This window comes from Aquabacterium sp., assembly GCF_044226965.1.
Classification (GTDB): Bacteria; Pseudomonadota; Gammaproteobacteria; order Burkholderiales; family Burkholderiaceae_C; genus Pseudaquabacterium.
Genome location: NZ_JBGAGA010000067.1, coordinates 14,936 through 33,059 on the forward strand (window position 1 = coordinate 14,936; position 18,124 = coordinate 33,059).

An 18,124-nucleotide genomic window follows, 5' to 3' on the forward strand; every position below is an offset into this window, starting at 1 on the left:
CATCAGGGCAGGTAGCCGTCGAGCTTCAGGTTGGCATCGACGTCCTCGTTCGAGGGCGTCACCGTGAAGACGTAGCCGGCGCCGCAGCTCGCGGGCAGCGGGTTCTTCGTCAGGTCGCGGTTGATCGTCAGCGAGGCCGGCGCGCCGATGCCGTCCACCGTGACGTCCGCATACTTCGCGGTGACCGCCGGGATCCACAGGTTCTTCGCGCCGTTCTTCTGGCAGATGTCGGCCACCGCGACCTGGACGATCAACTTGGTGGCACACGAGTCGGCCGGAAACGTGATGCCGGCGGTGCGGAACGGCACCAGGCCGTGCAGCGTGGGATCGAGCGCGCCTTCGGTGCTTTCGAAGCCGATGACGTTGCCGGCGGCGTTGGTCTTTTCCTTCTGCCTGCTGAAGATGTCCCTGTTCTGGATCAGCTGCGGCACGTTGGCGAAGGTGGTGATCGACACCACCGCCGGGTTGCCGGCCATCGTGCCGGTGACGGTGTACTTCGGGTTCACCGTCGGAAAGACCACGCTCTGCGCGATCACCGGCAGCTTGGTGCCGTCGGCCAGCGTGCAGCCATGCCCGATGACGAGGTTGTTGTAGGTGGTGGTGCCTTCGGCAGCCTGCACCTGGAGGGTGGTGTGGGCCTGGGCGGCCAGGCCGGTGGTCAGGAGGCCGGCAGCGGCCAGCGCGGACAGGGTGGAACGGAATCCGATGCGATTCATGGATGCGATCTCGTGTGAGGAACTGCGAGTGCATGCGCGCGCGCCCGCCTGAAGCGGCGGCCGCGGCAACATGCGACAAGGCGGGCGCAGGCAGCGCCCGGAGGTTCAGCTCACGCGAGCGGTGGCGCGCGCGGTTGCGCGGTGGCCCACACGTGCAGCGTGCGGGGCGCCTGCGCAAAGCGGGTGGGCAGCGGCTGGAAGCCGGTCACCACCAGGTGCGGCTGCAGCGGCGCGGGCGGCAGGCCCAGCACCGGCGCATGCCAGGAGCAATAGGGGCAATGCTCCATCGCCATCTTGGGCGTGCCCTGCCCGTCCTGCGACGGGCCGGCGCCCTTGGCACCGGTGCTCGAGCAGATGGCGGCCCAGGCATCGGGGCCGCCGGACTGCAGAGCCTGCGACAAGGCCGGCGCCAGCGCCGCCAGCAGGATCGCGAAACTCGCGATCCAGGAGGCGAAGTACTGGTGGCGGAGGGCCCGGCGCATGGGGTCGCGATTGTAGGGGTCTAACCCAGCGAGGTCGCGAGCATCACCAGCACCGCCACCGCCATCACCGCGGTCGCGGCCCAGCCGAACAGCCGGTGCCGCAGCGTGATGGTCAGCGCGCCCATCAGCCGCCGCGACTGGCCGACCCACATCATCACCACCATGATCGGCACCGAGATCACGCCGTTGACGACGGCGCTCCACACCAGCGCGCGGATCGGGTCGAGCTCGTACCAGCTCATCAGCGCGCCGATGGCGGTGGCCGCGATGATGATGGCGTAGAAGCCGCGCGCCTCGTGGAAGCCTTGCGAGAGCCCGGCCTTCCAGCCGAACACCTCGCTCACCGCATAGGCGGCGGAGCCGGCCAGCACCGGCACCGCCAGCAGGCCGGTGCCGATGATGCCCAGCGCGAAGACCGCGAAGGCGAACTCGCCAGCCACCGGGCGCAGCGCCTCGGCGGCCTGCGCCGCGGTCTGGATCTGCGTGATGCCGTGCAGGTTGAGCGTGACCGCGGTGGCCAACACGATGCACAGCGCGATCGCGTTCGAGAACAGCATGCCGATGTAGGTGTCCTGCTTGATGCGGAACAGGTGCTCCTCTGCATAGGCGCGGTCGCCTTTCAGCTCGGCGGCGTCGGGCCGGCGGTGGCTGTCTTCCACTTCCTGCGCGGCCTGCCAGAAGAACAGGTAGGGGCTGATCGTCGTGCCCAGCACCGCCACCACCATGCTCGCGTAGTCGGCCATGGCCACGTCTTTCGGGAGGTAGCGCCAGGGCGCCAGCGATTCGGTCAGCGCCTGGCGGAAAGGCACCTGCACCACCATCACCACCGCGAAGTAGGCGAACAGCGCCAGCGTCAGCCACTTCAGGATGCGCACCGAGCGCTCGTAAGAGAAGAACACCTGGCCCAGCACGCAGGCGGCCCCGAACAGCACGATGTAGGTCGTGTTATGGCCACCGGCCAGCAGGCGCGCGGCCTCGGCCATGGCGCCGATGTCGGCGGCGATGTTGATGGTGTTGGCCACCACCAGCAGGCTGACCAGGCCCAGCGTCAGCCAGCTCGGGCAGAGCTTGGCGATGTTGGCGGCCAGACCCTCGCCGGTGACCCAGCCGATGCGGGCCGAAAGCATCTGGATGCCGATCATCAGCGGCGTGGTCAGCAGCAGCGTCCACACCAGGCCGAAGCGGAACTGCGCGCCGGCCTGGCTGTAGGTGGCGATGCCGCTGGGGTCGTCGTCGGCCGCGCCGGTGATCAGGCCGGGGCCGAGGCGCTGGGCCAGCGCACGGGTTTCGGGGAGCGTTTGGCGCGCGGACGCGAGCAGGCGGTTCAGCAAGGGTGGACGTTGCACGAGGTGTTGCATCGGAAGCTCCTGACGCCAGGCCCGCCTTTGGCGGTGGCACATGGCGCAGAACCTCGGCGCGGGCCGTGGCGGCCCGGCTGCCGGGTGGGGTGGATGGATCGAAGCCCCCACCGCCCGGCGCGTGCAAGGCCGACTAGCAGTCGACCGCGAAACGTTCGGACGGCGAAGGCCAGCAACTAGGCGCTGGGTTCATGGCTAAGGCCGTCGAGTGAAGGAAGGCGGATTATCGAACGGCGGGGCGGATCTGCACACCCCGCGCCGGGTCAAATGCCACGCCAATAGCTGTCGCTCGGCTGTCCGCTACAGCCCCCGCAGCGCGGCGTGGCCGCTCTTTTCATGCGACATGGCAAGCCACGGCGCCGAGCGCACCGCGCAGCCTCGGCCGCTACTTCCGCGCGTCCGCCAAGCCACGGCGCCGGCTGGCGATCTGACGCCCGATGTCGTGGCGCTCGCGCTCGCCCAGCTTCGCGCGCGCCTGAGGGTAGATCACCGACTCTTCCAGCGCCATGTGGTCGCGCAGCAGGCCGATGAACACTTCGGACCACTCGCGCAGCGCTTCGACCTCGTACCCGACGTGGCCCTCGGCCACCGCCAGCAACTGGGGCGACAGGTTGAGCCAGTCTTCCTCCAGCCAGTTGTGGTCGGTCTGCAGGCGCAGCACGGTCTGCATCAGCGCCGCATCACCCGAGGCCAGCATGCGGGGGAAGACATGGCGCTCTTCGTCATCGTGGTGCTGCCGCACCGTGGTGCTGAAGAATTCGTGCACCTGCCGCGCCAGCCGGCGCGTCTCGGCGTCTGCACCCTGCTCGGACAGGCGCGACACCATCGCGGCCAGTTGGTCCAGCGCCAGCGCTGTGCGGCGATGGCAGCCATCGAGCAGGTCCATGCCATCAGGGCCAGGATCGGCCAGTTCGGTCTGTTCAGCAAGCGTCATGGCAACCCTCCGAAAGTACGCTGCCAGCCTAGGCTTCTGGCGCAGGTCCGTCTTGACCTGACTCAATCGGAGCGTTGCGGGCGGCGGCGATCAAGCAGCCTCCTGCGAGGCCCGCATGCGCCATGCGCTACAGCAGTTTCACCCGCTTCAGGTACTGCTCCACGTCCTTGTAGCTGCCGTCTTCGCCGGCGTACTTGACGACGTTGCGCACGGTGCGCAGCCAGTCCAGCGTGGACGGCTGCATGCGGGCCAGCGCATGCTCGAAATCGGCCGCGTTCAGGCCGCGCTCGGCACCGTCCAGGCTGTCGGCCAGGGCCGATTCCTTGGCCATCTCGATCAGCCCGTCGATGTCGGCGCCCGAGTAGTGCTCGGCACGCCGCGCGACGGTCTCGATAGACAGGTCGGCCTCCATCGGCACGCCGGTGAGCTTGATGCGCAGCATCTCGGCACGCGCCGCGGCATCGGGCGGCGGCACGAAGATCTGGCGCGAGAAGCGGCCGGGCCGTTTCATCGCGCCGTCCACGTCCCAGGGCATGTTGGTGGCGGCCAGCACCAGCACGCCGTGGTTCTCGCGCCCGATGCCGTCCAGCTGCGACAGGAACTCGTTGACCACCGTGCGCGTGGTGTTGCCATGCGCCTTCGCGCGCGCGTAGGCCAGCGCGTCGAGCTCGTCGAAGAACAGCACGCAGGGCGCCTGCGCGCGGGCCTTGTCGAACATCGCGGCCAGGTTGCGTTCGCTCTCGCCGAGGTACATGTTCAGCACGTCGGAGATGCCCACCGCGACGAACGCGGCATTGCACTCGTTGGCCACCGCGCGCGCCAGCATGGTCTTGCCGCAGCCGGGCGCGCCGTACAGCAGCAGCCCGCCGCCCGAACCCATGCGGAAGCGCGCAAACAGGCCCGGCTTCAGGTAGGGCTCGATGATCTTCAGCCGGATCGTCTTCTTCAGCTCGTCCATGCCGACGATGCTGGAGAAGCGCACCTTCTCCTCGCTGACCTGCTGGATCGCGCGCACCTCGGCCGGGGCCCCGGCGCCCTCGCCTGCGCCCACCAGCTGCAGCCGTGGCGCGGCCGGCTTCGCGGCCAGCGGCGCGTCGTTGGCCGGCACGGCCTGCGCGCCCAGGGCCTCCAGCGCCGGCAGCGGCGCAAAGCCGGCCAGCGTGCGCGCCTCGTCGTAGCGCTTCAGGGCCGCCTCGCGCTCGCCGCGGCCCAGCAGGGCCTGTGCGGCCAGCAGCGCCCCTTCGGGCTTCAGCGGCTGCTGCTGGGCCAGCAGCTCGGCCTGCGTCAGCGCCTCGTCCCAGGCCTGCTCGCGCAGCAGGCTTTCGGCATAGCGCCGGCGCAGCGCGGCATCGAAGGGCTGGCGCAGCAGCTGCTGTTCCAGCGCGGCGCGGTCATCTTGGGATTCACTCATGGCTATCGTCCGAAATCAGCGGCCAGCACGGTTCAATCGCGCAGCATCCAGCGCCGGAACAGCGGTGGCCACACCCAGCTGTAGACCACATAGGCCAGCAGCAGCATCGACACCGGCCCGCTCCAGCCCGGCGCCACGCGGTCGACCACGCGCACGCCCACCAGCATCAGGGCCCACAGCGCGATCGACGCGCCCCAGCCCCAGCGCTGCAACGGCCACAGCGGCCACATGCTCCAGTGCGTGCCCATGCGCAGCGCCTGCACCATCTGCAGCAGGCCGGCATCGGTGGGGTCGGCGCGCAGCAGGTTGCGCGCGAGCTTCAGCGCCTCGCGCTGGCGGCCGGCGTGGGCCAGTGCCACCACCACCAGGCGCAGCGTGTGCAGGTCGTGCGGGTCGCCGGCCACCAGGCGCTGCAGCGCCGCGCTGTCCACCCGGCTGCCCTGCAGCACCAGGTCGCACAGCACGCGGGCGCGCAGGCAGGTGTCCGATTGCGGCGCGAAGCGCAGGCCCTCGTCGGCCAGTGCGCTGGCCTTGTCGAACAGCAGCGCGCGCAGCATCAGCCGCGCGTAGTGGGCATAGAACTCGCCCTGCTGCGGCGACTCGCGCAGCAGGCCCAGGATCAGCAGCTCGGCCTCGGCCGGCCGCTGGCTTTCCATCTCGGTGATGAACAGCAGCAGCCGCGCGCCCACATGCGAAGGCGAGCGCTGCAGCAGGCGGCCGAAGGTCTCGCGCGCGCTGTCGTAGCGCTCCTCCATCACGTCGGCGCGGCCCAGCTCGAACAGCAGGCCGGCATGGTCGGGCGCGCGCTGCAGCGCATCGGCCAGCAGCGCGCGCGCCTGCGCGTAGCGGCGGCGGTCGAGCAGTGCACTGGCCTGCAGCACCACGCGGTCGGCGTCGGGCGGCTGGCCTTCGCCGCCGAAGAGCTGACCGCCTTCCATGCTCATGCCAGCCAGGCCGCCAGGCCGAAGGTCGCCCCATTGCCCAGCACCACCAGCGCCAGCCCCACCCACCAGCCGTTGGGCCGCTTCAGGCCCATCAGGTCGGCGATGCGGTGCTCGCGGCGGTGCAGCCACAGCGTGGTGAAGGCGAAGTAGGCCAGGCCCAGCGCCTGCATCAGCAGCTCGGGCCCGCGCCGACCGGCCAGCTCGGTGACCGCACGGGCCACCGCGTTGCCGGCGGCGGTGTGCATCAGCGCCGCCAGCAGCCCCACCCACAGCAGCGCGGCCGGCAGCAGGAAGCCGAGGTCCTTGGGCCAGCGGCCGACACGCCAGGCATTCAGCCCCGCCAGCAGCAGCGAGGCCACCGGCCCGCCGAAGAACGCACAGGCGAAGCCCGCCGTCTGGCTGTAGGGTGCGCGGCCGGCCGGCTGGCCCTGCAGGCTGGGCTGCAGCAGATCGTGACGGATGGTGGTGGACATGGGCCGGATCAATGTAGCACGCCCGCCCTCCGCGCCAGGGCAGTGGCCGCTGCTTTCGGAGACTAGGATCGCGGGCCGCCGCGACGGCACCGTCACGCCGCCGTCATCACCGCGCGCCAGCATCCACGGCTTTCCTGATCACCCGAAGCGCATCGATGAGACTGCCCCTGCCCGCCCTCACCCTGGCCGCCGCCGCCGCCCTCTCTGCCCTGTCCGCCTGCGGCGGCAGCGACGATCCCGCCCCGCTGCCCACGCTGGACGGCCAGCAGCCGCTGGTCATCGGCCACCGCGGCCTGCCCGGCCTGTACCCGGAAGAGACCCAGGCCGCCTTCGAAGGCGCGGCCGATGCCGGCGCCGATTCGCTGGAGGAAGACCTGCACCTGACGAAGGACTGCGTGCTGGTGGCGCGCCACAACCCCTGGCTGAGCGACAACACCAACATCGCCGAGGTGGCCAAGACCAACGCCGCGGTGGCCGCGCGCAAGCGCACCGTGCCGGGCGTGCTGGTGCCGGTGAGCTACTCGCTGGATCCGAAGTCGGTGCTGAAGTCGCTGATCGTCGACGGCGAGGACCACACCGGCGACTGGTCGATCACCGACTTCACGGTGGCCGAGCTCAAGCAGTGGATCGGCGGCACCACCTACGACGCACGCGACCAACGGCCCACCGACCTGAACGGCAAGCTGCCGATCCTGACGATGCAGGAGGTCATCGACATCGCCAAGGCCAGGAGCGCTTCCAGCGGCCGCACCATCACCGTCTACCCCGAGGCCAAGAACCCGTACTGGAACAACCAGCAGGCCAAGGCCAACGGCTGCGGCAGCGGCGAACACCCGTTCGAGGACGCGATCGTCAAGCTCATCAAGGACAACGGCTACAACAGCAAGACCGCGCCGATCATCGTGCAGTCCTTCGACCCGGCGAGCCTGAAGTACATGCGCGCCATCGGCCTGGCCACGCGCGTGGTGCAGCTGGTCGACGGCAACGACGTCGACTACAAGACCGGCGCGATGATCTACCGGACCGACGACGTCTACAACTTCGTCGACGGTCGTCCCTACAGCTGGACCCTGGCCGGCGACGGCCGCTACTTCGGCGAGATGCTGACGCCCGCGGGCCTGGCCGAGATCAAGACCTATGCCGACGGCATCGGCCCCTGGAAGCCGCAGGTGATGACCCTGAAGGTCTCGCCGTGGAAGGACAAGAACGCCGACGGCACGCCCTACACCGGCGCGCTGGCCGACGTGAACTCGGTGGCGCCGAACGCGGTGATCGCCGATGCGCACAAGGCCGGCCTGTTCGTGCACGTCTACACCTTCCGCAGCGAGAAGAAGTACCTGGCCGGCGCCTACGGCGGCGACCCGGCGGCGGAGTACCTGGCCTTCTACCGGGCCGGCGTCGACGGCGTGTTCAGCGACTTCGCGAACCAGGCGGTCGCGGCGCGCACCACCTACCTGAAGGCAACCGGGCGCTGAGCGCAGACGACGCGCCGGGCGACCGAGCAATCGAGATATACGATTTATACTGTTTATCTCGTTCTCGGTTCCCGAATCCCATGCGCAAGACGCCCGTTTCCCCCACCCCGGCCAAGACCCCGGCCAAGACCTCAGCCGCCCGATCGCGCACCGCCACGCCGGCGCGGGCCGCGGCCAAGCGCCCGCCGGCCAAGGCCGCCAAGCCCGCCGCCACGACGACCGCTCCGGCCACGGCGAACGCCGCAGCGGATTCCGCGGCCGCTGCCAAGCCGCCCAAGCACAAGCTCGTGCGCGACAGCTTCACGATCCCGCGCAGCGAGTACCAGGTGCTGGACGCACTGAAGCAGCGCCTGGTGCAGTTGACCAGGCCCGCGAAGAAGAGCGAGCTGCTGCGCGCCGGCATCAAGCTGCTGGCCGCGCTGCCGGACGAGGCGCTGATTGCGGCACTCGCCGCGGTCCCCTCGATCAAGACCGGCCGGCCGGGCAAGAGCAAGGGCTGAGCCCGGCGCGGGCCTTCAGCGCTCCCACTCCCAGTTGAAGCCCGCCGCCAGCACCGCATGGCCGGCCGCGCGGGCGACGCCCAGGTCGACCGACATCGTCGGCGTGAAGCTGTAGCGCACCCCCGCACGGCTGCGCCAGTCGCGCAGCTGCAGCCTGCGCTCGAGCGTGAAGCTCCAGTGCTCGTTCGGCGCCCACTCGGCGGCCAGGCCCAGGCGGCGGGTCGAGCCGAGCTGTGGCTCGCGGTCGGCGCCCAGGTTGGCATGCAGCTGCAGCGTCGGGTCCAGCCATGCGGTGACGGGCAGGTACGCCGTGGCCACCGTGCCGCCGCCGCCCTGCAGCGGCCGCGCGGCCCCCAGCGCCAGGCCCAGGCTCAGGCGCTGCGGCAGCGCGTCGAACACCCACTTCAGGCCCGGCCCCCAGGTGTCGGCGGCTTCGCTGCCGCGCGTGCGCAGCCGGTCCAGGTTCAGGCCCCATTCGATGCCGCCGAACGCGCAGGCCGACCCGAGGTGCTGGCCCTCTTCGGCCAGGGCCTTGCCCCGAAAGGCCCAGGTCTCCAGCTGGCAACGGCCGGCACCGAGCATCGTCGCGTCGTCGACCTCGAAATGCCCGCCCGCGGCCTGTGCGCCGCTGCCGGTCAGCCACAGCAGCAGCAAGGTCCAGCTCCGGTATGGCGCCTGATGCATGCCCCCTCCGTCCTCCTCGGCCGCGGCCGGCGCAGGGGCCCGTGCAGTCAGCCCACCAGCGACCCGTCGGCGCGCAGCAGAGTATGGGTGACAAAACTGCTGCCACGGCGGCCGGCGTTGAAGTCGAGGCGGAAGCCGTCGATGTCCATCGGCGTGCGGCGCTGCACCTCGGCCAGCAGGCTGGCGCGATCCAGCGTCGGCCCGGCGCGGCGGCAGGCTTCCAGCGCGCAGGCGCCGGCCACGAAGCCGGCCAGGCTCAGCGGCGATGGCGGTTCGTCGAACAGATCCTTCAGCGCGGCGCGGTAGCGCATCACCAGCGGTGTCGCGCTGCTGCCCGGGTTGGGCACCACCTGGGTCAGGATCAGCGGCACGCCGGCCCCCGGGTGCATCTGCAGCAGCGTGGCATGGTCGACGTCCGACAGGCTCAGCACGAAGCAGCGCAGGCGCTGCGCGGCCATGGCCTGCGACAGCACCGCCAGCTCGGCCGTGCCGCCGACGAACAGCAGCAGCGACGGCGCCAGCTTCGCCACCCGCGCGGTCAGCTGTGGCCAGGTTTCGCGATCGTTCAGCGACACCGTCGCCACGCGCAGGCCCAGCGCGCGCGCGCTGGCGTCGATCTGGCCCTCGTACAGCTGCTGCTCGCGCTGGCCCGGGTAGACCACCACCGCCTGGTCGATGCCCATGCCCTTGACCGCCGCCACCGCATGGCGCAGCTGCGTGGCGCGCGAAGGGAACAGGCTCAGCACCTCGTCCTGCGCGTCGTGGCGCGCATCGGCCATCCACGGCCCGATGTGCGCAATGCGCAGCTTCGCGGCCGCGGTGGCGGCGATGGCCTGCACCGCCAGGCCTTCGCCCACGCTGCCGGCGATGCCGATGATCGAAGGGTCCTGGCGCAGCAGCGCGACCACCTCGTTCAGCGCGCCAGGCTTCTGCAGGTCCACCGGCCGCGTGAAGAGCACCGGACCGGGACCGCCCGCTCCCTTGGGGGCGGCCGGTCTGCGCGTGGCCCAGGCCAGGCGCCAGCCGGTGGTGTAGTCGCGCACCAGCTCCTGCTGCATCGCGGCGGCATCCACCAGCTGCAGCAGGCGCGGGCGGCCGGCATCGCGCGCCGCCTCCTTCGGCGCGGCCCGCAAGGGGGCGGGCAGCAAGGCGGGGCTCAGGGTCAGCGCGGCCGGCAGGGCCAGCACCGCGCGGCGGCGCAGGGGGAGCAATGGAGTCGGCGATGTCATCGGCGCGCATGCTGCCGGCCGCCGGTGACCAGCCGATGAATCGCCGCGTGCCGTGACATATTCGCGACATACGATGCCGTCGCCTCCACCGCACCGCCGCCCGCGATGACCGCCCCGCTGCCCACCGCCCCCGCCCAGAGCTACGGCGCCGATGCCGATGGCCTGATCTGCGCCTTCCACCTGCGGCCGGACGCGCCGGGCGAGCAGCTCGCCTCGGCCGCAGAGGCCCTGGCCCGCCTGGGGCCGCGGCTGCAGCCCGAGGCCGGCTTCGTCTGGCTGCACATGAACCTGAGCCATGCCGCCGCCGAGCCCTGGCTCAAGGCCCACAGCGGGCTCGACGAAAGCTTCTACGAGACCTGGGGCCAGGGCTCGCGCTCCACCCGCATCGAACGCGACGGCGAAGCGCTGTACGCGGTGATCAACGACGTGGCCTTCGACTTCAGCTTCGACGCCGGCGACGTGGCCACGCTGTGGATGGCGGTCAAGCCCGGCCTGGTGGTGACGGCGCGCTTCCACCCGCTGCGCTCGGTGGACCGGCTGCGCGTGGCGGTCCGGCGCGGCGAGCAGCTGGGCTCCAGCGTCGAGCTGCTGGTGCACCTGCTGCACGACCAGGCCGACGAACTGCAGCGCATCGTGCGCAGCACCACCGACCGCATCGACGACATCGAGGACGCGCTGCTGGCCGGCCGCGACGCGCACGGTGGCCGCTTCGATCTGGCGCTAGGCCGCCTGCGCCGGCTGACGGTGCGGCTGCAGCGCCTGCTGGCGCCCGAGCCCAGCGCGCTGATGCGCACCCTGTCGCGCCCGCCGGCCTGGGTGTCCGACGCCGACCGCCAGCACCTGCACCGCGCCAGCGAGGAGTTCGTCGTCGTGCTGCGCGACGTATCGGCGCTGCAGGACCGCATCAAGCTGCTGCAGGACGAATCGGCCGCGAGGGTGAACGAGCAGAACAACCGCAGCCTGTTCACGCTGACCATCGTCACCGTGCTGGCGCTGCCGATCAACCTGGTGTCGGGCCTGTTCGGCATGAACGTCGGCGGCATCCCGCTGGCCGAGGACAAGCGCGGCTTCTGGATCATGCTGGCCTTCATCGCCGCGCTGACCGGTGGCATCGCCGGCTTCGCGATGCGCGGGCTGCGGCGGCGCGGATGAAGCGCCTGCTCACCCGCCTGCTCACCGGCCCTGGCTGCGCCGCGCGGGCGCTGGCCTGCGCGCTGGCCGTGGCCGCCGCACCGGCCCAGGCCGCCGGCAACGTGGTCGGCGTCTACGTGCCGAACTGGGCGCCGCCGGCGCTGCTGGAGCAGCTGCCGGCCCGCAGCGTCACGCACCTGCTGTATGCCTTCCTGCGCCTGTGCGGACCGGGCCAGCTGTCGAAGGATGAAGCCGCGTGCCAGGGCCGCAGCGACTTCCAGCTGGCCACCAGCGACACCGAACAGACCTTCGACGCCGCCTTCGCGCAGTTCAAGCGCCGCGCGCCGCAGGTGAAGGTGGTGGCGTCGGTGGGCGGCTGGGGCGGCTCGGACCCCTTCTTCCACCTGGCCAACGACGCGGCGAAGCGCGCGGTGTTCGTGGCCTCGGCGGTGGAATTCCTGCGCCAGCACCCGGCCTTCGACGGCATCGACATCGACTGGGAACATCCCACCAGCAACGGCTCGGCCAACGGCGTGCCGCTGGGCCAGCCCGAAGACGGCCAGGGCTATGCCGACCTGCTGCAGGACCTGCGCTTCGGCCTCGACGCGCTGGGTCGCGAGCGCGGCCGCCGCTACCTGGTGACCAGCGCGGTGAACACCACCGACGCCATCGTGAGCAAGGTGAACTTCCGCGCCGCGGCCTCGGCGCTGGACCTGCTGTTCATGATGAGCTACGACTTCTACGGCAGCTGGAGCGCGCAGGCGGGCCATCACACCGCCTTGCGTGACAGCAGCCCAGGCAGGAACGACAGCCTGCAAGGCGCGGTGCAGGCGCTGCGGCGCGCCGGCATGCCGCGAGCCAAGCTGGTGGCCGGCGTCGCGATGTATGGCCGCGGCTTCACCGGCGTCACGCTGCCGCCGACCGGCGCGCTCACCGGCATGCCGCGCGAAGGCGTGTTCCCCGGCGCCGACGGCTCGATCCCCTACCGCGAGATCCGCGCCCAGTGGCTGGACGACCAGGGCCGCGGGCTGCAGGGCTTCGAGGCGCGTTTCGACGCCGTCACCCGGGCCTGGAGCCTGTGGAACCCGCTAACACGCCAATGGCTCGGCTACGACGACCCGCGCGCGGTGGCCGAGAAGGCCCGCTACGCGCGCCGGGAAGGCCTGGCCGGCGTGTTCGCGTGGGAGTATTCGCAGGACAACGGCGAACTGCTCGGCGCGATGAACCGCGGCCTGCGCGGGGCCCGCGATCAGAAGCGCTTGTTCAGGCCCACGAACACGCCGCCGCGCAGCGGCAACAGCAGCAACGGCACCTGACGCTCCTGCGCCAGCCAGCCCGCCGCCGCGCCCACCGCGCCGCCCACCAGCACGTCGCTGGTCCAGTGCGCCTGCGAGCCCATGCGGGCCACGCCAATCGCCACCGGCAGCGCGGCCAGGGCCCAGGTGGCCGGGTGCTCCTGGCCATGCTCCAGGATCAGCGGCGTCACGAAGGCGGCCATCATCGCCGTCTCGCCGCTGGGAAAGCTCTTGTGCCCGCTGCCCTGGCGCCACAGGTCGGGGTCCTCGTTCTGCGAAGGCCGCGGGCGCTGGAACACGTTCTTCATCAGCTCGGTGGCGACGGCCGCGGTGGCCATCGCGTCCAGCGCATGCCAGGCATCGCGCCCGGCCCCGGACTCGCTGCCCTGCCAAAGCGCCACCGCCAGCGTGCCGCCGATCACCAGGGCATCGGCCCGCTTCTGGTTGCTGCGCGAGAGCAGCCCGGTGGCCTCGAACTCGTCGCAGCGGTCGATGCCCAGCAGGCCGCCTGACTTGCCGTCACCGGTGCAGCCGGCCTGCGCGGCCCCCATCGCGATGCCCGCCACCACGCCGCAGACCACGCGGCGCCACGTTCCCAACTTCTGCATGGAATCTCCGATTCCGTGATTCACGATGCAGCGATATTGGGCCCGCGGCCTTAAGCCAGGCTTGGCGCGAGAAACCGGCGGGCGGCTCAGTTGTTCGGCGCGCCGCTCGCGATCCAGGACTTGATGCGCGCGAGGGTGTCCGCATCGAGGTACGGCCCGCCCAGCGGCATGCGCGCGCCCACGTTGTTGGTGCCCTCGAGCTTGCGGACCAGGTAGCTGTTGGCCGCGTCGCCGGGCGCCACCCGCATCAGCCCCGTGCTTTCGCGCGAGGCGACGTTCACGAGGTTCGCGAAGGCATTGCCGTCGGTCAGGTTCATGGCCCCGGGCAGCGCGCTGCCGCCTCCGGTGTGGCAGAACGAGCAGCGCGGCGTGAACACTTCGGCCTGCAGTTGCGACAGCGTGGCGGCCGCCGCGGTCTTGGTGGCCGAGCTGAGCACGAAGGTGTAGGTCGCCGCGTCGGTGATGGCCAGCGTGGCGCGGTAGGTGTCGCCCCCCACGGCCACCTCCGGAATCGTCAGCACGCCCGTGGCCGCATCGAAGCTGATGTTCGTGGTGCCCGCGTTCTGCGAAAGGGTGGCCTCGCGCAGCCGGAACGTGAGGTTGGCCGGGTTGATCACCTCCAGCCGCACGTTGGCGTAGGTGCTGCTGCCGACCTTGACGTCGGGCAGCGTCAGCAGTCCGCTGGCGCCGTCGAAGGTGGCGCCCAGGGCCCAGGCGCTGCCCAGCGGCAGGGCCAGCAGCCACGGCGCCAGGCGCCGCAGGTGTGCATGCAGTCGAATCGTCATCGCAGTCCTCTTCCAGTGAAAGTCCCAGGTCGTCGTGAGTGCCGGCTAATGCGCAAAAGGTTGCGAGTGGCGCGGGCTACAGAAACAGGTGCAGCTCCACGAACAGCATGCGCCGGTTGTCGAAGGCGTTCTGCGGAATGCCGCCGTGGTGGCGGTAGCCGGCCCGCAGCTGCGTGAAGGGCAGCGGCGTCAGCTCGTAGACCAGGCTGTAGCGCACCTTGTGGTCGTTCGCCACGGCGCGGTCCGGGTCCAGCAGTTCGCTGGTGAGCTTGAGGTTGTGGCCTGGCCGCAGCTTCCAGTTCGCCTCGCCCAGCAGCGCCAGCTGGCGCCGCGTGCCATCGGGGTAGCCGCTGTCGCTGACCAGGTCCACTTCCCCCAGCCAGGCCACCGGCCCGGTGCGCAGCCCGCCGAACAGGCCGGTGCTGCTGCGGTCGCCGGCCGACGAATGCGTGCGGGCGTGCGCCAGGCCCACCCGCCAGTCGGGCCGGATCCAGACCGCCTGGCCGGTGAGCTGGTCGCCGTGCACCGGGCCGACGTTGCCCGGCCCGTTGCTCGAGACCAGCTGGATCGACCACTCGTCATCCTCGTAGCCCAGCTCCAGGCCCTTGTCCGGGTTGGCCATGTTGATGCCGCTGAGCGAGCGGACGAAGCTCGTGTTGTCCTGCAGGCGCCAGCCGAACGGCAGGTAGAACTGGCCCGCCTTGGCATACCAGCGTTGATCGGCGGTGCTCAGGCGCACGTAGCCCTCCTGGCGCTGCGGCTGGCCGGGCCGCAGCTGCTGGTCGAGGTAGACGCCGAGGTGGTTGAGGATCAGCTGCGCATCGAGGTACACCCGCCACTGGCTGAGCTCGGTCTGCGACACCGTTGGCTGCCCCGATATGCGGGTCTGCGTGGCGTCGCCGCGCAGGTTGGTGCCCAGGCGCAGACGCTCGTGCAGCGCGCCGGTCCAGGTGGGCACCGCCTCGGGCAGCTTGTTCGCGGGCATCAGCTGCTGCGAGTACAGCGCACCGAAGGCATTGCGCAGCCCGCCGCCGGTGGGGTTGACGTGGCAGGCACCGCACTTCAGGCCCATGTCGACCGCCAGGTAGGGCTCGGCATGGGCCAGTCCGGCCAGGCCCAGCCACAGCAGCGTCAACAGGCGCCTCATGGCTGGCCGTCCTGCCGGGCGCCGTCGGCGATCCATTGCCGGATGACGGCGATCGTCGCGGCATCGAGGTAAGGGCCGCCGAACGGCATGCGCGCGCCGACGGCTGCGCTGCCCTCGAGCTTCTGGATCAGGTAGCTCTCGCCCGGGTTGCCGGGCGCAATGCGCCGCAGCCCGGGGGCCTCCGCGCTCGGCACCCCGACCAGCAGCGCATAGCTGCTGCCCGCATCGAGCCGCAAGCCCATCGGCGCGGCCGCGCCCGCGTGGCAGCCGGTGCAGATCGGCGTTAGCACCCTGGCCTGGATCGACGAGAAGGTCGGCCGCAGCGGACCCGCGCTGCCGTCGTCACCGCCGGTCAAGGGCCGGCCGTTGACGTCGAGCCCCTCGCCGCTGCCGCCACCGCACGAGGCCAGGGCCATGGCCACGGCGGCCAGCGCCCCGCAGCGCCACACTTCGCGACATCTCACGCACGCCCTCCCGGTCTGCCAGCCTTGGTCATGGCGGTGAGTGCCGCGCCGGGCGCTTTTGGTTGAATGCGGGCAACGCAAAAATGGCGGCACGGCGGCTCGCGCGGGGGGGCGCCCGCGCAGGGGCCTCAGCGCGGGTGACCCCCGCGCAGGCGCTTCAGCGCGAGATCTGGTCGCGCGCCTGCCGCGTATCGCGGCCCAGGCGCAGCAGGGCCTGCTCCGCGTTGATCGACAACGCGTCGGTCTCGGGCGCCAACAGCGCCTGCAGGCGGCCGGCCTCGAGCCCGGGCGCCGCGGCCAGCAGCAGCGCGACGGCGCCGCTGAGGTGCGCGGCGGACAGCGAGCTGCCGCTGGCGTAGTCGTAGCGGGCGCCGGGCACCAGCGTCAGCACGTCACGCCCGGGCGCCGGCAGCACGCCGGGCGGCAGCGGCGTGCCGGCGATGCCGGCGACCAGCACGCCGGATTGCCCGGCCGGGAAGCCTTCACGCCGGCCGCTGGCGGGCAGCGCGGCCACCACGATGCGGCCTTGCAGCAGCAGCTTGTGCAGCAGCGCCTCGAGCAAGGGGTCGGACGGCCCGCCCAGGCTCAGGTTGAGCACGCGGGCCGGCCCCTCCAGCACCGCGGCCAGGGCCTTGGCCAGCGTGAAGCTGTTGCAGCGCGCGGCGCTGCCGAGCGCGGCATACCAGCAGGCCCGGTACAGGCGCAGCCGGGCCTGCGGCGCGATGCCGACGATGCCCAGGCCGTTGTTGGCGGTGGCGACGATGACACCGGCCACCTCGGTGCCGTGGCGGTCGGTCTCGAAGGGCTGGCCGGCCCCGACCAGGTCGCGCTGCTCGGCGATGCGGCCGGCCAGGTCGGGATGGGCCACCTCCGCGCCGGTGTCGACCACGGCGATCTCGACATCGCGGCCGGTGCTGATGCGGTGGGCCCGGGCGGCCGCGGTGTCGGCAAAGCCGCGCTGCAGGCCGACATAGGGGTCGTTGTAGCGAGCCGCTTCCGGCGCGGCCTCCGGCGCCGGCGCGGCCTGGGTCTGCGGGCTGAAGTCGTTCAGCGGCTGGGCCAGGCGCACGCGCGCATCGGCCGCCAGGCGCCGCAGCAATGCCTCGCGGTCGACCGCGGGCGGCAGCTGGTAGACCACGCAATGCACGCCCAGCGCGGCAATCGGCCAGGCGGCCACCGCGACCAGGCCATGTTCGCGCTGCACCGCCGCGAGCGTTGCCGCGGCCTGGGCCCCGAGCCCATAACGCGGTGGCGCCGCGTAGGCCTGCAGGCTGCTGCCGGCGCGCCGCGGCACCGACTGCAGCGGGTTGTCCACCGCCAGGACGATATAACGCCGGCTGTCCGCGCGCATCGCGGCCTCGGGGTCGGCGGCGCTGGCCGAGGCGGCCGCAGCGGCCGGTGCCGATGCTGCCGCGCTGGTGCTGTCCGGCGCCTGCGCGCCCATGCTCGGCGCCTGCGCGCAGGCGCCGGTCGCCAGACCCAAGGCCAGCAGGGCCCGCCACATCAGGGTCGCCCCACCGGCTCGGCCAGCAGGATGCCGGGCGTGGCACGCAGGCGGGCCAGCAACTCGGCATCGGCTGCAGCGGCACCCGCCCGGCGCGCCGCCACGCCATAGGCCCCCGCACTGTTCGGCCCTTCCACCACCACCAGGCCGTGGCTCTGCAGCAGGGCCTGCCAGCGGGCCATCGGCATGTCGCCTGCCGGCAGCAGGCGCAGCGTGGCGGCCGCCGCAACGCCGCCGGCGGGCTGGCTCAACGGGGCATAGTCGGCTGGTGCCTCGCGCGCCGGCCGCAGGCCCAGCACCACCAGGCCCACCGACTGGATCACCACCGCGGCGGCCAGCGCCAGCGGCAGCCGGCCGATGCTGCGGCGGGGCGGCTGCGCCTGCGGCACCGTGTCCAGCCGGCCCAGCAGGCGCTGCAGGCCGGCTTCGGCATCGGGCAGGCCCTGGACCTTGGCCGCCTCGGCCTGCAGCGCCTGGGCGAGGTTTCGCTGGGCCTGCCATTCGGCGCGGCAGGCGGCGCAATGCTGCAGGTGGGCGCGCGCACGGTCGCGCTCCGCGCCCACCGCGCGGCCATTCACCAGCCAGGGAATCAGCGCCCAGGTGCGGGCATGGTCGTCGGCGCCGGTGGCCGCGTCGGGCCCCGGCTGCGTCGGCGGTTGGTGCTCGTTCATGGTCCCTCCGTGCCGTCGTGGCGCCCGGCCAGCGTCGGCAGCAGGTGGCGCAGCTTGGTGCGGGCGTAGAACATGCGCGCCTTCACCGTGCCTTCGGGGCATTGCAGGATGGCGGCGATCTCGTCGACCGAGTGGCCGCCGCCGTAGGCCAGCTCCAGCACCAGCCGCTGGTCGGCGGGCAGGCGCCGCAGGCCCTTGCCCACCCAGTCGATGCGTTCGCGGTCTTCGCCGGGGTCGTGGGCCAGCATCCGGCCCGCGACCGATTCGTCCTCGGCCTGCGGTTCTTCGCCGTGCTGGCGCAAGGCCTTCAGCG

Annotated in this window: 20 protein-coding genes; 4 read left to right on the forward strand and 16 right to left on the reverse strand. The window is 71.8% G+C overall.

Features of this window, described 5'->3' with window-relative positions:
- Positions 1-2: 2 nt before the first annotated feature.
- The 7 genes from ACILR4_RS22940 to ACILR4_RS22970 form a co-directional block, all read right to left on the reverse strand.
- Positions 3-716 (reverse strand): hypothetical protein, encoded by a 714-nt coding sequence (locus ACILR4_RS22940; RefSeq protein ID WP_395703208.1) that lies wholly within the window; start codon positions 714-716, stop codon positions 3-5.
- A gap of 110 nt (positions 717-826) precedes the next feature.
- On the reverse strand, positions 827-1,198 hold the full coding sequence (locus ACILR4_RS22945; protein WP_395703209.1) for a DUF2946 family protein: 372 nt from the start codon (positions 1,196-1,198) through the stop codon (positions 827-829).
- Positions 1,199-1,218: 20 nt separating this feature from the next.
- Positions 1,219-2,556, reverse strand: a complete 1,338-nt coding sequence (locus ACILR4_RS22950) for an NRAMP family divalent metal transporter (RefSeq protein ID WP_395703210.1) — start codon at positions 2,554-2,556, stop codon at positions 1,219-1,221.
- A 385-nt stretch (positions 2,557-2,941) separates the two neighbouring features.
- Positions 2,942-3,490, reverse strand: a complete 549-nt coding sequence (locus tag ACILR4_RS22955) for a hemerythrin domain-containing protein (protein ID WP_395703211.1) — start codon at positions 3,488-3,490, stop codon at positions 2,942-2,944.
- A 127-nt stretch (positions 3,491-3,617) separates the two neighbouring features.
- Positions 3,618-4,901, reverse strand: a complete 1,284-nt coding sequence (locus tag ACILR4_RS22960; protein ID WP_395703212.1) for an ATP-binding protein — start codon at positions 4,899-4,901, stop codon at positions 3,618-3,620.
- Positions 4,902-4,933: 32 nt separating this feature from the next.
- Positions 4,934-5,845: a tetratricopeptide repeat protein gene (locus tag ACILR4_RS22965; RefSeq protein ID WP_395703213.1), complete on the reverse strand. Its 912-nt coding sequence runs from the start codon at positions 5,843-5,845 to the stop codon at positions 4,934-4,936.
- The gene (locus tag ACILR4_RS22970) at positions 5,842-6,318 is read right to left on the reverse strand and encodes a hypothetical protein (protein WP_395703214.1); all 477 of its coding nucleotides are present in this window, start codon (positions 6,316-6,318) and stop codon (positions 5,842-5,844) included. Before ACILR4_RS22970 ends, ACILR4_RS22965 begins: the two co-directional genes overlap by 4 nt.
- 155 nt (positions 6,319-6,473) lie before the next feature.
- On the opposite strand from ACILR4_RS22970, the gene ACILR4_RS22975 reads away from it, so the two are divergent.
- Both ACILR4_RS22975 and ACILR4_RS22980 read left to right on the forward strand, forming a co-directional pair.
- Complete coding sequence (locus ACILR4_RS22975) at positions 6,474-7,793, forward strand: glycerophosphodiester phosphodiesterase family protein (RefSeq protein WP_395703215.1); 1,320 nt, start codon at positions 6,474-6,476, stop codon at positions 7,791-7,793.
- A gap of 80 nt (positions 7,794-7,873) precedes the next feature.
- Complete coding sequence (locus tag ACILR4_RS22980; RefSeq protein WP_395703216.1) at positions 7,874-8,293, forward strand: hypothetical protein; 420 nt, start codon at positions 7,874-7,876, stop codon at positions 8,291-8,293.
- Between the two features lie 15 nt (positions 8,294-8,308).
- Here the strand turns inward: ACILR4_RS22980 and ACILR4_RS22985 are convergent, their stop codons facing one another.
- Together ACILR4_RS22985 and ACILR4_RS22990 are read right to left on the reverse strand one after the other, a co-directional pair.
- Positions 8,309-8,977 (reverse strand): hypothetical protein, encoded by a 669-nt coding sequence (locus tag ACILR4_RS22985; RefSeq protein ID WP_395703217.1) that lies wholly within the window; start codon positions 8,975-8,977, stop codon positions 8,309-8,311.
- 47 nt (positions 8,978-9,024) lie between these two features.
- Positions 9,025-10,206, reverse strand: a complete 1,182-nt coding sequence (locus tag ACILR4_RS22990; protein ID WP_395703218.1) for an ABC transporter substrate-binding protein — start codon at positions 10,204-10,206, stop codon at positions 9,025-9,027.
- A 105-nt stretch (positions 10,207-10,311) separates the two neighbouring features.
- Between ACILR4_RS22990 and ACILR4_RS22995 the strand changes: the two genes are divergently transcribed.
- Positions 10,312-11,358, forward strand: a complete 1,047-nt coding sequence (locus ACILR4_RS22995) for a transporter (RefSeq protein WP_395703219.1) — start codon at positions 10,312-10,314, stop codon at positions 11,356-11,358.
- Positions 11,355-12,653 carry a glycoside hydrolase family 18 protein gene (locus tag ACILR4_RS23000; RefSeq protein ID WP_395703220.1) on the forward strand — a complete coding sequence of 433 codons (1,299 nt, stop codon included), beginning with the start codon at positions 11,355-11,357 and terminating at the stop codon, positions 12,651-12,653. The genes ACILR4_RS22995 and ACILR4_RS23000 overlap by 4 nt, the downstream gene beginning before the upstream one ends.
- Here the strand turns inward: ACILR4_RS23000 and ACILR4_RS23005 are convergent.
- The 7 genes from ACILR4_RS23005 to ACILR4_RS23035 all read right to left on the reverse strand — a co-directional run.
- On the reverse strand, positions 12,587-13,240 hold the full coding sequence (locus tag ACILR4_RS23005) for a phosphatase PAP2 family protein (protein ID WP_395703221.1): 654 nt from the start codon (positions 13,238-13,240) through the stop codon (positions 12,587-12,589). The genes ACILR4_RS23000 and ACILR4_RS23005 overlap by 67 nt on opposite strands.
- A gap of 86 nt (positions 13,241-13,326) precedes the next feature.
- A complete protein-coding gene (locus tag ACILR4_RS23010; protein ID WP_395703222.1) occupies positions 13,327-14,025 on the reverse strand; it encodes a hypothetical protein in 699 nt (232 codons plus the stop codon).
- A 76-nt stretch (positions 14,026-14,101) separates the two neighbouring features.
- Positions 14,102-15,172 carry a hypothetical protein gene (locus tag ACILR4_RS23015; protein WP_395703223.1) on the reverse strand — a complete coding sequence of 357 codons (1,071 nt, stop codon included), beginning with the start codon at positions 15,170-15,172 and terminating at the stop codon, positions 14,102-14,104.
- Complete coding sequence (locus ACILR4_RS23020) at positions 15,169-15,636, reverse strand: hypothetical protein (RefSeq protein WP_395703224.1); 468 nt, start codon at positions 15,634-15,636, stop codon at positions 15,169-15,171. The genes ACILR4_RS23015 and ACILR4_RS23020 overlap by 4 nt, the downstream gene beginning before the upstream one ends.
- Before the next feature lie 157 nt (positions 15,637-15,793).
- Entirely contained in the window at positions 15,794-17,140 is a 1,347-nt protein-coding gene (locus ACILR4_RS23025) for a S8 family serine peptidase (protein ID WP_395703225.1), read from the reverse strand.
- The gene (locus ACILR4_RS23030; RefSeq protein WP_395703226.1) at positions 17,140-17,811 is read right to left on the reverse strand and encodes a zf-HC2 domain-containing protein; all 672 of its coding nucleotides are present in this window, start codon (positions 17,809-17,811) and stop codon (positions 17,140-17,142) included. The genes ACILR4_RS23025 and ACILR4_RS23030 overlap by 1 nt, the downstream gene beginning before the upstream one ends.
- Positions 17,808-18,124: RNA polymerase sigma factor (locus ACILR4_RS23035; protein ID WP_395703227.1), on the reverse strand; the 317-nt coding region annotated here is incomplete at its 5' end. The genes ACILR4_RS23030 and ACILR4_RS23035, both read right to left, overlap by 4 nt.

Excerpts from the sequence above, each read along its gene's own strand:
- ACILR4_RS22970 (WP_395703214.1), bottom strand. The coding sequence starts at position 6,318 with ATGTCCACCACCATCCGTCACGATCTGCTGCAGCCCAGCCTGCAGGGC.
- ACILR4_RS23030 (WP_395703226.1), bottom strand. The coding sequence starts at position 17,811 with ATGAACGAGCACCAACCGCCGACGCAGCCGGGGCCCGACGCGGCCACC.
- ACILR4_RS22955 (WP_395703211.1), bottom strand. The coding sequence starts at position 3,490 with ATGACGCTTGCTGAACAGACCGAACTGGCCGATCCTGGCCCTGATGGC.
- ACILR4_RS22975 (WP_395703215.1), top strand. The coding sequence starts at position 6,474 with ATGAGACTGCCCCTGCCCGCCCTCACCCTGGCCGCCGCCGCCGCCCTC.
- ACILR4_RS22950 (WP_395703210.1), bottom strand. The coding sequence starts at position 2,556 with ATGCAACACCTCGTGCAACGTCCACCCTTGCTGAACCGCCTGCTCGCG.
- ACILR4_RS22960 (WP_395703212.1), bottom strand. The coding sequence starts at position 4,901 with ATGAGTGAATCCCAAGATGACCGCGCCGCGCTGGAACAGCAGCTGCTG.
- ACILR4_RS23005 (WP_395703221.1), bottom strand. The coding sequence starts at position 13,240 with ATGCAGAAGTTGGGAACGTGGCGCCGCGTGGTCTGCGGCGTGGTGGCG.
- ACILR4_RS22995 (WP_395703219.1), top strand. The coding sequence starts at position 10,312 with ATGACCGCCCCGCTGCCCACCGCCCCCGCCCAGAGCTACGGCGCCGAT.
- ACILR4_RS23025 (WP_395703225.1), bottom strand. The coding sequence starts at position 17,140 with ATGTGGCGGGCCCTGCTGGCCTTGGGTCTGGCGACCGGCGCCTGCGCG.
- ACILR4_RS22990 (WP_395703218.1), bottom strand. The coding sequence starts at position 10,206 with ATGACATCGCCGACTCCATTGCTCCCCCTGCGCCGCCGCGCGGTGCTG.
- ACILR4_RS23015 (WP_395703223.1), bottom strand. The coding sequence starts at position 15,172 with ATGAGGCGCCTGTTGACGCTGCTGTGGCTGGGCCTGGCCGGACTGGCC.
- ACILR4_RS22980 (WP_395703216.1), top strand. The coding sequence starts at position 7,874 with ATGCGCAAGACGCCCGTTTCCCCCACCCCGGCCAAGACCCCGGCCAAG.
- ACILR4_RS23000 (WP_395703220.1), top strand. The coding sequence starts at position 11,355 with ATGAAGCGCCTGCTCACCCGCCTGCTCACCGGCCCTGGCTGCGCCGCG.
- ACILR4_RS22965 (WP_395703213.1), bottom strand. The coding sequence starts at position 5,845 with ATGAGCATGGAAGGCGGTCAGCTCTTCGGCGGCGAAGGCCAGCCGCCC.
- ACILR4_RS22940 (WP_395703208.1), bottom strand. The coding sequence starts at position 716 with ATGAATCGCATCGGATTCCGTTCCACCCTGTCCGCGCTGGCCGCTGCC.
- ACILR4_RS22945 (WP_395703209.1), bottom strand. The coding sequence starts at position 1,198 with ATGCGCCGGGCCCTCCGCCACCAGTACTTCGCCTCCTGGATCGCGAGT.
- ACILR4_RS22985 (WP_395703217.1), bottom strand. The coding sequence starts at position 8,977 with ATGCATCAGGCGCCATACCGGAGCTGGACCTTGCTGCTGCTGTGGCTG.
- ACILR4_RS23010 (WP_395703222.1), bottom strand. The coding sequence starts at position 14,025 with ATGACGATTCGACTGCATGCACACCTGCGGCGCCTGGCGCCGTGGCTG.